Raw genomic sequence first — 14,814 nt, 5'->3', positions numbered from 1 at the left:
GCTGTTATAATGAACTTGACTCGGGCGGTATCGTAATAGAGCTGCACCGTTACAAAGGGTTTATTTAAACAAAATAAGACGTAAACTGCCTTGATCCATTCGGACAGGGACAGAGGGTCGAAACATCCAGCCGTAGTTAACGGGTCCTTCTGCCTTTGGAGGACCCTTTTATGTTGTTTCGTCTCCTCTGATAAAAAAGGAGGATGATTAAATGAAACGTACAGCTGATTTTTTAAAAATGAAAACGAACAATGATAAAATTGCGATGATCACCGCATATGATTTTCCATCTGCGAAGCATGCGCAGTCTGGCGGTGCAGATATCATTCTTGTTGGCGATTCACTCGGCATGACTGTTCTAGGCTACGAATCAACCGTTTCGGTAACGCTTTCAGATGTGATTCACCATACAAAAGCGGTGAAAAGAGGTGCGCGCAACACGTTTACGATTACCGATATGCCATTTATGACATATCACGTGAATAAAGAAGAAACAATGAAGGCAGCTCGGGCGTTAATGCAGGAAGCGGGAGCCGATGCTGTAAAACTTGAAGGCGCAGGTGAAATTGTTGACCGAGTCCGTGAGTTAACAGAAGCTGGGGTGCCTGTTTGTGCACACCTCGGCTTAACCCCGCAGTCTGTCGGTGTGATGGGTGGATATAAAGTACAGGGAAAAACAGCCGAAGCGGCACGTAAACTTCTCGAGGATGCAAAAGAAATGGAACAGGCCGGCGCGTTTATGATTGTCCTTGAATGTGTTCCATATCAAGTAGCGGAATCCATTACAAAATCATTAGCGATTCCAGTCATCGGCATTGGTGCAGGTGGAAAAACGGATGGCCAGGTGCTTGTGTATCATGATATTATGCGCTACGGCGTTGATCGGACGGCAAAATTTGTGAAAAGCTACGCGAATTTTGACACGGAAGGCGTACCGGCCGTTCAGTCTTACGTGATTGAAGTGAAGAACGGTGCATTTCCTTCTGATGAACATACATTCACGATGAATGAGGAAGAACTTGATCGGCTGTATGGAGGCGTCCACTCATGATAATTGTTGATTCAATCGTAAAATTAAAAGAAATAGTACGCAATAATAAAAAGAACGGCCATACGATCGGGTTTGTGCCGACAATGGGTTTTTTGCATGAGGGGCATTTAACACTGGCTAAAAAGGCACGGAAGGAAAATGATACGGTCATCATGTCTATTTTCGTTAACCCGCTGCAATTTGGCCCTAATGAAGATTTTGAGCGGTATCCACGGGATCCAGAAAAGGATGCGGCACTTGCTGAAAGTTCGGGTGTTGATTATTTATTTATGCCATCAGTGGATGAAATGTACCCCGAAGAACCTGCCGTTGCGCTAACAGTGAAAAAACGGACGAACGTTCTGTGCGGAATAAAGCGGGAAGGTCATTTTGACGGCGTTGCAACCGTCGTGATGAAGCTGTTTCACATGACTGAACCGGACAATGCTTATTTTGGAAAGAAAGATGCCCAGCAGCTTGCTGTTATATATGGTCTTGTTGATTCATTAAACGTGCCTGTAACAATTCATGGTGTCGAAACAGTCAGGGAAGAAGACGGACTCGCTAAAAGTTCACGAAATGTTTATTTACAGCCGGAAGAAAGAGAAAGAGCACCGGCGCTTTATCAGTCATTATCACGTTTAAAAGAATCGATTGACAGTGGGGAAACAAGGATTGAACGTGTAAGAGAACAGGCCATTGACTATTTGAATTTACACTCAGGCGCAGAGATTGAATATCTCGAAATTTTAGCCTATCCAGAGCTTGAACCCATTCAGAGGGCAACAGGAACGATAATTGCAGCGGCTGCGGTTCAATATAAAAATGCCCGTTTAATTGATAACATCATTTTTACTGTGAAAGGAAGAGCATAATGTTTCGTACAATGATGAACGGCAAAATTCACCGTGCAACGGTGACAGAAGCAAATTTAAACTACGTCGGCAGTATTACAATTGATGAAGATTTGCTGGATGAAGCCGGTATGTTGGCAAATGAAAAAGTACAAATTGTCAACAACAATAACGGCGCCCGCCTTGAAACATATATTATTCCGGGAGAGCGGGGAAGTGGCGTGATCTGTTTAAACGGAGCAGCCGCCCGCCTTGTTCAGCCAGGAGACACGGTTATTATCATTTCGTATGTGATGGTAGCAGAAGAAAAAGTAAAAGACCATAAGCCAAAAGTGCTCATTATGGATAAAGATAATCGAATTGTGGACATGCTTCACCAAGAGCCGGCTGCAACGATAATGTAAATGAAAGACCGCTGTGCGTGCAGCGGTCTTTTTTATGGTAAACTGAGAAGGAATTTACTAAAAGGTGTGTTTGACGTGAACAATGATTTGCGATTTGTCGTGGCTGATTTTGAAACGACTGGTCACTCTCATGCAAGCGGAGGTCGTATCATGCAGGCGGCGTTTGTTTTAATTGAAAAAGGGATCATAACAAAACAATACGATACGTATTTAAATCCGCACGCACCCATTCCGCCGTTTATTCAAGAACTGACCGGAATCGATGATGAAATGGTACGGGGGGCCCCGGCTTTTTTGGACGAAGCAGGACGGTTTAGAGAGTGGCTGGAAGATGCAATCTTTGTCGCGCATAATGTGACGTTTGATGTGACGTTTTTAAATGAAGAGTTCAAGGAGGCTGGTTATCCAGCATTTGACGGACTTCTGATCGATACAGTGGAATTAGCAAAAATCGTGCTTCCTGCGGCTGACAGCTATAAGCTTAGTGACTTATCTGGCCAATTTGATCTGAATCATGGGCAGCCTCATCGCGCGGACAGTGATGCATATGCGACAGCTCAGCTTTTCCTGAAGCTGATGGAGCGTCTTGAGCGCCTGCCTCTCGTGACGGTTGAGCGGCTGACAAAGCTTTCAATCGGGCTGAAAAGTGATATTCATGTGCTGCTTGCACGTATTGCTGCACAAAAAAAAATGAGGATTGAAACGCTCCCGGAGGAATGGACTGTTTACCGGGGACTTGGCCTTAGAAAAAAAGAGAGGCCTTTAAAAAGAGAACCGAATGAAGATACTTTGTTTCCGGAAGAGGAGGAAGCAAAGTGGTCTTTATTATCGGGTATGCCGGGGATTGAACGGCGTGACGGACAGATGGAAATGATGAATGCGGTTCAAAAATCATTTGAGAGCGGCGTTCATACTGTCATTGAAGCAGGCACTGGGACAGGAAAGTCACTTGCGTACCTTTTGCCGTCGGTTTATAAAAGCCGACAGTCAGGGAAACCTGTCGTTATTTCAACGTATACGGTGCTGTTACAGCATCAGCTTCTTGAACGTGAACTGAAAAAAATAAAGACAATGCTTCCATTTGAGGTGAAAACGGCAGTACTGAAAGGGAAGCGGCATTATCTTGATTTATCCCGTTTTGTTCGGGCGCTGAAGGAAAGGGAAACAAACTATGACCGGACAATTGCCAAAATGCAAATTCTCGTCTGGCTTCTTGAAACGATGACCGGGGATGGTGACGAGTTGAATTTGTCATCAGGCGGGCTGCTCTTATGGGAAGAAGTATGCCAGGTGGACGATTATTTGAACAAATCGAAACAGGCGTGGCGTTCTCATGACTTTTTCTTGTACGCCAAAGATGTTGCCGCAAATGCTGATATCATTGTTACCAATCATTCGTTTTTAATCGCGGATATCAAATCAGAGCGGCCGCTGCTCCCTAAAAACGGTCATATCATTGTTGATGAAGCGCATCAATTTGAAAAAGCGGCGAGGGAGCGGCTTGGGAAAGAGCTGTCGCTTTCACAGTTAAAGTTTATGCTTGGAAAAATAGGTACAGCAGATGAAAAACGGCTTCTTTATCAACTGGAGCGCATTGAAAATAAACATCTGTCTGTCCAATCTTCTTATGAACTGGTGCGGCAAATGGCTGCCGTTTTAATGGAAGCGGAGGAATGGTTTACATCGGTTTCAGCTTTCTTTGAAGAAAAAACGAAGCGGACCGCACAGTCAAAGCGGCAAATGGCGATTGATGATGACACACGTCAAACAGCAGCATGGCAGCAGATTGAGTGGGGAGCGGAACGTATTTATAAAGAGGTGTCTTTATTTATAGAGGCAATGTCTAAAAAGATCACACCATTAGCGCAGATTCGCGGGGAGCTGCAAGCGCGTGATGAATTGTTTGTGGATGATGCGGCAGCCATACTTGAACGGTGCAGGAAATGGAACGAATGTTTATTTGAGCTTCTGTTCCGTCCGGATGATGGCGATGTTGTCTGGATGGAAGGGGATGTTCGATCGCTTATGAACACGTTTGTGATCCGTACGCAGCCCATTCATGCAGGTGCGCTCATTAAAGATTATTTGCTCGATCGCCACCATGTTGTGTTTACGTCCGCGACTTTAACAGTAGAAAACTCATTTCGATTTTTTGCGAATGAAATAGGCCTGACGCAGTATTCATATAATGAGTGCGTGGTGAATTCACCGTTTAATTATGCGGAGAACTGCCGTGTCGTCATTCCGAATGATGTGCCGGAAGTGAACGAGGTTGATAGCGACGTTTATGCGGCGGCTGTTGCAGATTATATTATCGCGGCTGCAGAATCGGCTGGCGGTCGAATGCTTGTATTGTTTACCTCTTTTGATATTTTAAAGAAAACATACGATTATATACGTGATACGGGACTGCTGGATGATTACGCCATTATTGCGCAAGGAATTACAAATGGTAGTGTGACAAGACTCACTAAAAATTTTCGCCAATATGATAAAGCCATTTTGCTCGGAACCGGGGCGTTTTGGGAAGGGATCGATATTCCTGGTGAAGATCTATCGGTCTTATTTATTGTTAGACTTCCCTTTGCACCGCCAGATGACCCATTTGTGTCTGCTAAAAGCAGGCAGCTTAGGGAAGATGGGATAAACCCGTTTTCGGCTTATTCACTGCCACAAGCCATTATCCGGTTCCGGCAGGGTTTTGGCCGTCTTATTCGTACGCAGTCTGATCGGGGCATAGCCGTTATTTTTGACCGCAGAATTGTCTCTAGCCGCTATGGAAAGTCATTTTTACAGTCAATTCCGGATGTTCAAGCTATTGAGGAAGATATTACGGGCACAATTGAGCTAATTGAAAAATGGCTGCCCAATGAAAAATAGTTGCAAACTGGGCGGCTATTCCTGCTATAATGCCTACAGGAGGGATTCGTATGGAGTCGAAAATTGATGTTTTATCAACAGTGACGGTTGAACATAATGGCGATTTATATAAGCTCGTCGATACGTTAAACCGGACGCTAAAGCGTGAAAATTTAATGTTTGGTCTGGCGCTGGATCCTGAAGATAAATCAAAAGCCGTTTTTACCATTTACAGAACATAAGAAGTGATGAATATGCGAACGAATTTTAAAAAATGGTTTATAATAATCGGTATTACCATAGCTGTTATTGCAGGAATTGTCGGAATCATGTATAATAATGCACAAAAACCGTATGAAAAAGCAAAGATGACCGCTGTACAGGAAGCGAAAGAAAGAACAGCTCTTACCGAAGTTGAAGAGGTGTATCTGTACAATGGAACAACTGCATATTATACGGTGACAGGGAAAGACAAAAGCGGCCAAAATGTTGCGGTCTGGATTGCAGAAGATGGCAAGTCTGAACCGGTTTTAAAGCCGCTTGCTCAGGGAGTTACGGAAAAAGAAGCGCGTGCTCTATTCAGAGAGGAATCAGGCAAGGCGGAAATCCTTACACTCACACTGGGTATGGAAAAAGAAACACCTGTCTGGCTGTTCACGTTTAAAAACGATAAAGGAAAATTAAATTATTATTACTTATCGTTCGAAGACGGAAAATGGTGGAGAAAAGTCGAAAACATTTAACAGAATGGAGAATTTACATGGATGTACAATTAGCAGAACGCGTAAAAGCATTAACTCCGTCAACGACATTAGCAATTACAGCGAAAGCAAAAGAGATGAAAGCACAAGGTATTGATGTTATTGGTCTTGGTGCCGGAGAACCGGATTTTAACACGCCTGATCATATTATTGAAGCGGCTTATGAGTCATTAAAAGACGGTCAGACAAAATATACACCGGCAGGCGGTCTCGCGGGATTGAAAGATGCAATCATCGGCAAATTTAAAGAAGATCAGGGGATTACATATAAACCAAACGAAATTATCGTCACAACTGGTGCCAAACATGCGTTGTACAATCTATTTCAGGTTATTTTAAATGAAGGCGATGAAGTGATCATTCCAACACCTTACTGGGTCAGCTATCCTGAACAGGTAAAACTTGCAGACGGCGTTCCTGTGTACGTGGAAGGAAAAGAATCAAACGAGTTTAAAATAACACCAAAACAATTAGAAGCAGCGATTACAGATAAAACGAAAGCAGTTATCATTAACTCGCCATCGAATCCGACTGGCATGCTTTATACAGCAGAAGAATTGAAAGCGCTCGGTGAAGTGGCACTGCGCAAAAACATTTGGATCGTATCCGATGAAATTTATGAAAAATTAGTTTATGGTGACAATAAGCACGTTTCCATTGCAGAATTGTCCCAAGAGCTTAAAGAACAAACGATTATCATTAACGGTGTTTCAAAGTCCCATTCGATGACAGGATGGCGTATTGGCTATGCGGCAGGCAATGCACAGGTCATTAAAGCAATGACAGACCTTGCCAGCCATTCAACATCAAATCCTACATCAACGGCTCAATATGGAGCAATTGCAGCATACACAGGATCACAGGCGCCTGTTGAAGAAATGAAAAAAGCATTCCAGGAACGGCTGAATATCATTCATGAGCAGCTGACGGCTATTCCAGGTGTCACTTGCTTAAAGCCGCAGGGTGCATTTTATTTGTTCCCGAACGTGACGGAAGCAGCAAAATTAACAGGGCATGCAGCTGTTGATGACTTCGTGACAGCACTGCTTGAAGAAGCAAATGTTGCCGTTGTACCAGGGAGCGGCTTTGGCTCGCCAGCAAACATCCGTCTTTCTTATGCAACCTCGCTTGAACTGCTTGAAAAAGCAACAGCACGCATTGCGGATTACGTTAACACTCATAAAAAAGGGTAATTTTACAAGGGAAGCTGTCCGTTTGGGCGGCTTTTCTTTTTATGTATCTGCTAGTATAATATGAACCATTGCCAGTAAAAAGTGTTTGAGGTGGAGTGTTATCATGAAAGAGAAAGAAATATTGATTAACTGGATGGAAGAAGGGATGACCAGCATTCCAAACGTTCTTCTCAAAAACTATAGACGGCTTCAGTTAAATGAAACAGAGATGATGGTTCTTTTGCATATTTATTCCTTTTCCCAAAAGGGGATCTCATTCCCTAGTTTTGAAGATTTGTCTGGTCTTATGACAATTTCGTCTTCAGATTGTGCAGCATGTGTCAAAAAAATGATTCAAAAACAAGTGATTACAATTGAACAGGGAGAGCAGACGGGGTATGAATTTTATTCATTGACACCGCTCTGGAATAAAATTGCTGCATTATTTGAATCCGACGCACGAGGAGAGTCTCTTCAGCAGGCGATGACAGAAGAAAAAGACTTGTACAGCCTGTTTGAGGAAGAATTCGGCAGACCGCTGTCAGCAATTGAATGTGAAACATTAGCACTCTGGATCGACCAGGACCAGCACGATCCGGCCGTCATTAAAGCGGCGCTCCGTGAAGCGGTTTTGTCAATGAAATTAAATTTCCGGTATATTGACCGGATTTTATTCGAGTGGAAAAAACAAGGGATTAAAACAGTGGAACAGGCACGAGAACAGGGAAGAAAATTCCGTAAACCGGCTAATACTGAACAGGTGTCCCGTTCGGAAAATGCCGTTCCATTTTATAATTGGCTTGAGCAGTAAGGAGAATGCAAATTGCTGACTAGAAAAGAAATACGCCATTGTCTTGATACATTTGCGGACATGTTTCCGGATGCGCATTGCGAGCTGAATCATTCTAATCCGTTTGAGCTTGTCATTGCCGTCGCATTGTCTGCTCAATGTACAGACGCACTTGTTAATAAAGTAACAAAAGGTTTATTTGAAAAGTATAAAACACCGGAAGATTACATTTCTGTGCCACTGGAAGAATTGGAGCAAGACATTCGCTCAATCGGACTCTACCGGAATAAAGCGAAAAACATTCAAAAATTGTCTCATATGTTGATTGAGGAACTAAACGGGAAAGTGCCGGAAACGCAGGAGGGGCTGGTAAAATTGCCTGGCGTCGGCCGTAAAACAGCAAATGTAGTCGCATCGGTTGCGTTTGGCGTTCCGGCAATTGCGGTTGATACGCATGTAGAGCGCGTATCGAAACGCCTGGGTTTTTGCCGCTGGAAAGATAATGTGACTCAAGTTGAAGAGACGTTAATGAAGAAAATTCCAATGGATGAATGGTCTGTAACGCATCACCGAATGATTTTTTTCGGCCGTTACCACTGTAAAGCCCAATCGCCGAATTGTCCAGAATGCCCACTTTTAGAATTATGCAGAGAAGGAAAAAAACGGATGAAACGAAAGGCAGGCGCGTGATGAAGAAAATCACGCTGGCGCCGCCGCTTCGATTTTTCTCTGATGAAGAACACGCAACGATCCCGAAAGCAATTGACCAATTTCCTTATTTTCTTTACGAGTTGAAAGGGAATAAAACACCCTGGCTTGAACGAGGGCATGGTCTGGAAGAAGTAATGAATGCGTGGGTGCGTACAACTACTGTCTTAGAAGAAAAGCATTGCCGGCGTCAAAAAGATGTGCAGGAAGAGATGAATACACTTCTAGCGCTCTTTTTTATGGCATTGTTTTGGACAAATGGGCAGCCGGCAGCCCCAGCTCTTTGGGAGCAAAAAGAAAAAGATTTAGAAGTAAAGCCCATTAATTTTCATGAGAGATTTCAATTTATTACGGCTCGCCCATACACATATGCGGCATTTCGGCAGCTGATGGAACTGATGAATGAACAGCGAAAAGCGGCAGCAGTCCACGCAATACGAAAACGATAAAAAAGCGACCTTATTATCATATAAGGCCGCTTTTCTCTTATTCTGACTCTGGTACCGTTTCTGGTTCTGTTACAGCAGGTGGCTGGTCGTTGTTACTTTGCGTACTGCCGCTGCTGCTTCCATTTCCAGTATTTCCATTTCCAGTATTACTATTTCCGTTATTCCCGTTTCCGTTATTATTCCCGTTTCCATTTCCATTTCCGTTATTACTGCCGTTGCCATTATTGCCGCTATTACCATTGCCATTATCATTATCCGATGGAGTGCCTGGTTCTGGTTGACCAGAATCAGGTTCCGGTTGTTCTGTCTCATCACCCGGTTGTTCCGTGTCATCATCTGGCTGTTCCGGATTAATTGGTTGTCCGCCAGGTACCGTAACAGAAGTTGAGGAGGAATCAACACTTTCTCCATCGACAATCGCGGTTACGGTGATCGAATATGTTTGACCGGGCTGTCCGCCGCCAAATACGGTTGAGAAGCCGCCGATCGACTGTGTCTCTGATCCGTTTGATACGGTGAATGAAGGTGTACCTTCGCCGCTGAAGGACCAGGAGACAGAAATATTGCCACTTGCATCGGCTGTAGCACTTAAGTCAGTGATTTCACCGGAAGATGTTTCCTCTTCCTCTGTTTCTTCTTCTTTCACAACATTTGCAGATCGTTTCGGCTGTTCACCGCGTACAAACAATTCGTACGTTTTTTCACTGTCCGCCACACCACTTCCTGCAACTTGAGCAGGATTTGAGCCTTTTACAATTGGAAGCTCGACGACGCTGTCTGGCTTGTCAAAATCAGGTGTATCCACTTTTTTAGAGACTTCTGTCATTAATTCTTTAAACAATTCTTTTGCAATCTGCTGGCTGTCTTTGGATAAATACTCAGTCCGGCTTTCGTATCCCGTCCAAATGGCAGCTGTATATTTGGTCGTATAACCAACAAACCATGCATCAGGCGAAGCGCTTGATGGGAAATTGTATTGTGCTAGCTCATCGTCTGTATAGTTGGTTGTTCCGGTTTTACCGGCAACATGAAGTGATGGAATATTTGCCGCGGTGCCAGTACCATGATCCACTACATCTTTTAACATATCAGTGATCATATATGCTGTGTAATCGCTCATTGCCGGCTCAGTTTTCACATCATTTTCAATAACAGTTCCATCCGCTAGTGTTATTTTCTTTACCGTATGTGGTTCGTTATAGATTCCGCCGTTTCCGAATGCAGCATAGGCACCGGCCATTTGCAGCGGCGATATGGCTTCTTTTCCGTCCATAGAGCCAATTGCATAAGATGGATATTCATTTTCTAAATTGATGCCCAGTCCGGCTGCAAATTCAAATGCATCTTCATAACCGACGTCCAAAAATGTACGGACAGCTGGGGTGTTTTTAGAACGTACAAGGGCATCACGCATTGACATCATCCCGGCATATGAACCGCCCGCATTGCCAACAGAGCCGCCGCCAGGGTAATTGAACGGGCTGTCTTCTACCTGTTCATACGTCGACCATTTTAAATGCTCAATCGCTGGACCATAATCAAGTATTGGTTTAATCGTAGAACCTGGCTGGCGCTTAATATCTGTCGCGTAGTTAATGCCGCGCTGTACTTCTTGATTCCGTCCTCCGCCAATGGCACGTATTTCACCCGTTTGAGTATCCGTTAAAGCAATTCCTGCCTGGAACAACTCACTTGGATAATTAATATATTCATCACTGTTTAATAGTTTATCCATAAAAAGCTGTGCGTCTTTATCGAGCGTTGTTTCAATGATCAAACCGTCAGTGTAGGCGTTGTAGCCCATTTCTTCGACCTCCTCGATTACGAGGTCCACATATGAGTCATATTCTTTTTGAACACCTGAATCATTGACTTGTTCAATCAATGAATCGGTAATATGTTGATTTTGCGCTTCAGTCATTTCGGCTTTTGTAATTTTATCGTGCTGGTTCATGAGTGATAAAACGACGTCTTTCCGTTTTTCACCACGTTCCGGATTATCGAAAGCATTGTAGTTATTCGGGCTTTGCGGCATACCTGCAAGATAAGCGGCTTCCTGCAGTGTCAATTCGCTTAACTCTTTGCTAAAATAATAGTCAGCTGCGGCCTTGATTCCATTAATACTATCAGACATGTACACTTTATTTACGTACATTTCGAAAATTTCTTCTTTCGTGTACGCTTGTTCTAACTTATACGCAAGCCATGCTTCCTGCGCTTTCCGTTTTAGCGTTTTATCCTGTGTTAAAAACGACATTTTCACGACTTGCTGGGTGATTGTACTGGCGCCCTGTGAACCGAAACCGTCTGTGACGTTCTTTAATACAGCGCCTCCGAGGCGTATCGGGTCAATGCCTCTATGTTCAAAAAAGCGGGCGTCTTCTGTAGCTAAAACGGCATCCCGTACTAGAACTGGGATATCAGCATATTTCACATAGTCGCGCCGCTCGGAGCCGACATTCGTCAAGAGGTCACCATTATCATCATTAATTTTTGAAGAAATTGGATCGCGTAAAAGCGCAGCATCAATTTCTGGAGCATCCTTAACGAAATATGCAAACAAACCAATGCCGCCTGCCAGTGTTAAGAAGGCGAGAAGAACCATGGCAAGCAAAATTCTCTTGACAATGGACCGCTTTTTATTTGCTGATGTTTTTTTCTGTTTTGACTTTTTCGTTTTGCGGGCCGTTTTTTTTCGCTGCTGGCTCCGCTTTTCAGTTCTAGATTTGTATTCTTCAGACATATGTCTTCGTTCCTCACTTTCAAAATGTTAAAAATACATGCGTTCGAGTGCGTCCAGATATGGAATTCGGGGCGATAGTCCAAGTGGCAGCAGCATGCTGCATGCCGATAGTTCGTCTTTCGTAATCGACTTGCGTCCTCCTTCATTCATTCGGCACCAAAATGTATAAAGTGCCTGAAACGGCAAGAAATAGAGCTCGTCCGTCTTTGAAAAGCGAATGATAACAAACGCAATTCCACCGTGCGACTCTACTTGTTTCATATGATTGATCTGATGCTCGTGAAAGTTTTTAAGCGGAAAAGAAGAGGCTATCTTCGTTTCTTTCGCTTCGAAATCAATGTATCTCCCTTTATAAACCCCGTTGTAATCTGTTGTAGACGCCTGTCTAAAATATGCTTCTTTAATAACAGCGGCACTTCTCGCAGGATAGTCAACACGGACAATTTGAACGGGGACAGGTTTCTTATGAATGACCGCAATTCCCCGGTTTAAATAATACGCATTCGTCTCGTTAATATCTTCTTCAAGCGTCATGCCCCGGTTGCTGAATGTGGCATCTTTCAACGGTTTTTCCATTTTTTTATTAGGTGGAGCCTGCCTATATTCTTTTCCATTTGGATAACGGATGGCCATCAATTTCCCCCCTTTATTGCATTCATATCATACCATAAGAATGGACATATCGCTTGTTTTGAAAGCTATATTATGATTTTCCATCTTTTTGCCCAGCATGATTGAAAAATACCACTTTATTAGCTACACTATTTCATAGTGTATGCTCCCATTAGAAAGAGGATGAAAAGATATAGTTTACAAGTATATGGAAAGCTCGCGTATATTATAGCTAAATCAAAAATATAGTCCATGTTTATTTTCTTTAAGGGATGCATTGATTTTGCATGTATAATATTGTCGTAATTTTTCTTTCTTTGCCGGATCACCACTTCTTTTGTCAACGATGCAGGTATTTAAATCGATAGTGCGAATACGTATAAGCATCAAGGCAAAGGAGTGGAGTAGAATGACGAAGGAAGAATGGATCGCTCAGCTTTCGGAAATTGAACAGCAGACACTCGAACTGGAAAAGATGATACAAGTAAAAGTGGCAGCAGAACGGGGACGCCAATTATTTCAGCTTCATGTAAAAAAAGAACGTATTCAAAATAGGATGAAGCTTGTGGAAGAAGGAGCCCGCTTTCTATGCGGCGAACCGGAAACCCCTTCATTTGTTGGAACATTTAAACCGGCGGCAGGGTCATTGTAAAAGAAACGGGGTATTGCGGAGTGCAGCTTACAGAACAGACAAAAACACTTCAGTCACTTGTGAAAAAAGCAAAATTGATTTACGAGGAGAGGAGAGAGTCAAAAGAAGCAGCTGATTTTTTCGGCGTAGTAAAACCTTTTGCGGATGAAATGGACCGCGTTGCGAATAAATGGGAAGCGTCTGCGCTTAAATGGCTTGAGTTGAATCCGAAAAAATATGTGCATGCTGCACAAATTGTACAAGCGGCAGATAATGCCCGGCGAGTCGGTGCTCATGCCCATTTTTTTGACACAAGTAAATCAAAATTTATTCAATCGGCCGATTCTGCGCTATATGTGCTTGAATCGCTTGAAAAAATAATTATCGCAGACTGAGCGCTCATACGCGTTCTTTTTTTTTGCTTTCAAAAAGAGCATTCGTTCGTTAAAATGAGAGAGGGGTGATACACATGATTCCTAAGAAAAAGACGATGTCTGAAGCACTTGATTGGCTCCGGGGTCAACAGAGCGTGGCGGAAAATATCGTCCACTGGCATACAATAGATGAGAAACCGTCATCTTCTGTACCGCTCCCGGACGATCTTCATCCGAAATTAGCCGGAGCCCTGAAAAACCGCGGCATCGATTCATTATATACACATCAAGAAACCGCATATGAAACAGCAATGAATGGAAAAAGTTTCACCGCTGTCACACCAACTGCCTCAGGAAAAACACTTTGCTACAATTTGCCGGTCCTTCAGACAATTTTGCGAAACCCGGACGCGCGGGCACTTTATCTATTTCCAACCAAAGCACTTGCGCAGGACCAAAAAAGTGAATTGAATGAATTGATTGATGATTCTGGGCTTGCGATCAACAGTCATACGTATGACGGTGATACTGCCCCGGCGATCCGGCAAAAAGTGAGAAAAGCGGGACATATCGTCATGACGAACCCGGACATGCTTCATTCTGCTATTTTGCCTCATCATACGAAATGGGTGTCTTTATTTGAAAATCTCAAATTTATTGTGATTGATGAACTTCACATATATAGAGGAGTATTTGGCAGCCATACCGCGAATGTATTGAGAAGACTTCAGCGTATATGCCGTTTTTATGGGAGTGATCCGGTCTTTATTTGTACGTCAGCTACGATAGCCAATCCGGTAGAACTGGCTGAGGAGATAACTGGGAAAAAGATTACACTTATTGAAAATAACGGAGCGCCGGCCGGTCGGAAGCACTTTTTATTTTACAATCCACCTGTTGTCAATAAGACGATGAATGTAAGACGGAGTGCGACGCTAGAAGTGAGGCGATTAGCTGGAGAAATGCTGAAAAGCCGCATTCAGACCATTGTGTTTGCAAGAAGCCGTGTCCGTGTGGAAATTATATTGACATATTTAAAAGAGCTTGTGAAATCAGAGCTTGGTCCAAAATCGATCCGGGGATACCGAGGAGGATATTTGCCTGCGGAAAGACGAGAAATTGAGCGAGGGCTTCGAAATGGTGATATATACGGTGTAATTAGTACGAATGCGCTTGAACTAGGTGTCGATATTGGTCAGCTGCAAGTGTGCATCATGACCGGGTACCCTGGGACGATTGCGAGTGCCTGGCAGCAAGCCGGACGGGCTGGAAGACGGCATGGAGAAGCGATCGTTATTTTCGTTGCTTCATCGGCACCTTTAGATCAATTTATGGTCGGGCATCCCGAATATTTTTTAAACGCTAATCCCGAAACAGCCCGCATTAATCCGAATAACCTCATAATTTTAACTGATCATTTGAAATGT

General features: G+C 43.5%; 15 protein-coding genes. 13 read left to right on the top strand and 2 right to left on the bottom strand.

The genetic code is table 11. From position 1 onward, the window contains the following. Window positions 1-211: 211 nt before the first annotated feature. The 10 genes from panB (at window position 212) to BTO28_RS14840 (ending at window position 9,027) form a co-directional block, all read left to right on the top strand. Window positions 212-1,051 (top strand): 3-methyl-2-oxobutanoate hydroxymethyltransferase, encoded by an 840-nt coding sequence (panB, locus tag BTO28_RS14885; protein ID WP_076767693.1) that lies wholly within the window; start codon window positions 212-214, stop codon window positions 1,049-1,051. Beyond that, window positions 1,048-1,905, top strand: coding sequence for a pantoate--beta-alanine ligase (panC, locus tag BTO28_RS14880; RefSeq protein ID WP_076767691.1), 858 nt, complete (start codon window positions 1,048-1,050; stop codon window positions 1,903-1,905). The genes panB and panC overlap by 4 nt, the downstream gene beginning before the upstream one ends. Then, on the top strand, window positions 1,905-2,288 hold the full coding sequence (gene panD, locus BTO28_RS14875; RefSeq protein ID WP_076767689.1) for an aspartate 1-decarboxylase: 384 nt from the start codon (window positions 1,905-1,907) through the stop codon (window positions 2,286-2,288). Before panC ends, panD begins: the two co-directional genes overlap by 1 nt. A gap of 75 nt (window positions 2,289-2,363) precedes the next feature. Next, on the top strand, window positions 2,364-5,168 hold the full coding sequence (dinG, locus tag BTO28_RS14870) for an ATP-dependent DNA helicase DinG (RefSeq protein WP_076767888.1): 2,805 nt from the start codon (window positions 2,364-2,366) through the stop codon (window positions 5,166-5,168). Window positions 5,169-5,218: 50 nt separating this feature from the next. After that, the gene (locus BTO28_RS14865; RefSeq protein ID WP_076767687.1) at window positions 5,219-5,389 is read left to right on the top strand and encodes a YpmA family protein; all 171 of its coding nucleotides are present in this window, start codon (window positions 5,219-5,221) and stop codon (window positions 5,387-5,389) included. Window positions 5,390-5,401: 12 nt separating this feature from the next. Next, entirely contained in the window at window positions 5,402-5,890 is a 489-nt protein-coding gene (locus BTO28_RS14860) for a cell wall elongation regulator TseB-like domain-containing protein (RefSeq protein ID WP_076767685.1), read from the top strand. Window positions 5,891-5,907: 17 nt separating this feature from the next. Beyond that, window positions 5,908-7,101: a pyridoxal phosphate-dependent aminotransferase gene (locus BTO28_RS14855; protein ID WP_076767682.1), complete on the top strand. Its 1,194-nt coding sequence runs from the start codon at window positions 5,908-5,910 to the stop codon at window positions 7,099-7,101. A gap of 103 nt (window positions 7,102-7,204) precedes the next feature. Then, the gene (locus BTO28_RS14850) at window positions 7,205-7,891 is read left to right on the top strand and encodes a DnaD domain-containing protein (RefSeq protein WP_076767680.1); all 687 of its coding nucleotides are present in this window, start codon (window positions 7,205-7,207) and stop codon (window positions 7,889-7,891) included. 12 nt (window positions 7,892-7,903) lie between these two features. Beyond that, a complete protein-coding gene (gene nth / locus BTO28_RS14845; protein ID WP_076767678.1) occupies window positions 7,904-8,560 on the top strand; it encodes an endonuclease III in 657 nt (218 codons plus the stop codon). After that, entirely contained in the window at window positions 8,560-9,027 is a 468-nt protein-coding gene (locus BTO28_RS14840) for a YpoC family protein (protein ID WP_076767676.1), read from the top strand. Before nth ends, BTO28_RS14840 begins: the two co-directional genes overlap by 1 nt. 37 nt (window positions 9,028-9,064) lie before the next feature. On the opposite strand, the gene BTO28_RS14835 is transcribed toward BTO28_RS14840, so the two are convergent. After that, window positions 9,065-11,770: a transglycosylase domain-containing protein gene (locus BTO28_RS14835; RefSeq protein ID WP_076767674.1), complete on the bottom strand. Its 2,706-nt coding sequence runs from the start codon at window positions 11,768-11,770 to the stop codon at window positions 9,065-9,067. Between the two features lie 27 nt (window positions 11,771-11,797). Continuing rightward, the gene (recU, locus tag BTO28_RS14830) at window positions 11,798-12,403 is read right to left on the bottom strand and encodes a Holliday junction resolvase RecU (RefSeq protein WP_076767672.1); all 606 of its coding nucleotides are present in this window, start codon (window positions 12,401-12,403) and stop codon (window positions 11,798-11,800) included. A 388-nt stretch (window positions 12,404-12,791) separates the two neighbouring features. On the opposite strand from recU, the gene BTO28_RS14825 reads away from it, so the two are divergent. The 3 genes from BTO28_RS14825 to BTO28_RS14815 all read left to right on the top strand — a co-directional run. Next, on the top strand, window positions 12,792-13,034 hold the full coding sequence (locus tag BTO28_RS14825) for a hypothetical protein (RefSeq protein WP_076767670.1): 243 nt from the start codon (window positions 12,792-12,794) through the stop codon (window positions 13,032-13,034). Window positions 13,035-13,054: 20 nt separating this feature from the next. Beyond that, window positions 13,055-13,408 carry a DUF1798 family protein gene (locus tag BTO28_RS14820; RefSeq protein WP_076767667.1) on the top strand — a complete coding sequence of 118 codons (354 nt, stop codon included), beginning with the start codon at window positions 13,055-13,057 and terminating at the stop codon, window positions 13,406-13,408. A gap of 95 nt (window positions 13,409-13,503) precedes the next feature. Next, the coding region (locus BTO28_RS14815) for a DEAD/DEAH box helicase (protein WP_144289496.1) at window positions 13,504-14,814 on the top strand (1,311 nt) is incomplete at its 3' end.

Source organism: Domibacillus epiphyticus (genome assembly GCF_001975785.1).
GTDB lineage: Bacteria > Bacillota > Bacilli > Bacillales > Domibacillaceae > Domibacillus > Domibacillus epiphyticus.
The sequence above is the reverse complement of the archived record's forward strand: the minus strand, read 5'-3'. Positions and strand labels throughout refer to the sequence as shown.

Excerpts from the sequence above, each read along its gene's own strand:
- panC (WP_076767691.1), top strand. The coding sequence starts at position 1,048 with ATGATAATTGTTGATTCAATCGTAAAATTAAAAGAAATAGTACGCAAT.
- BTO28_RS14840 (WP_076767676.1), top strand. The coding sequence starts at position 8,560 with ATGAAGAAAATCACGCTGGCGCCGCCGCTTCGATTTTTCTCTGATGAA.
- BTO28_RS14835 (WP_076767674.1), bottom strand. The coding sequence starts at position 11,770 with ATGTCTGAAGAATACAAATCTAGAACTGAAAAGCGGAGCCAGCAGCGA.
- BTO28_RS14865 (WP_076767687.1), top strand. The coding sequence starts at position 5,219 with ATGGAGTCGAAAATTGATGTTTTATCAACAGTGACGGTTGAACATAAT.
- BTO28_RS14855 (WP_076767682.1), top strand. The coding sequence starts at position 5,908 with ATGGATGTACAATTAGCAGAACGCGTAAAAGCATTAACTCCGTCAACG.
- BTO28_RS14825 (WP_076767670.1), top strand. The coding sequence starts at position 12,792 with ATGACGAAGGAAGAATGGATCGCTCAGCTTTCGGAAATTGAACAGCAG.
- recU (WP_076767672.1), bottom strand. The coding sequence starts at position 12,403 with ATGGCCATCCGTTATCCAAATGGAAAAGAATATAGGCAGGCTCCACCT.
- panB (WP_076767693.1), top strand. The coding sequence starts at position 212 with ATGAAACGTACAGCTGATTTTTTAAAAATGAAAACGAACAATGATAAA.
- BTO28_RS14860 (WP_076767685.1), top strand. The coding sequence starts at position 5,402 with ATGCGAACGAATTTTAAAAAATGGTTTATAATAATCGGTATTACCATA.
- BTO28_RS14850 (WP_076767680.1), top strand. The coding sequence starts at position 7,205 with ATGAAAGAGAAAGAAATATTGATTAACTGGATGGAAGAAGGGATGACC.
- panD (WP_076767689.1), top strand. The coding sequence starts at position 1,905 with ATGTTTCGTACAATGATGAACGGCAAAATTCACCGTGCAACGGTGACA.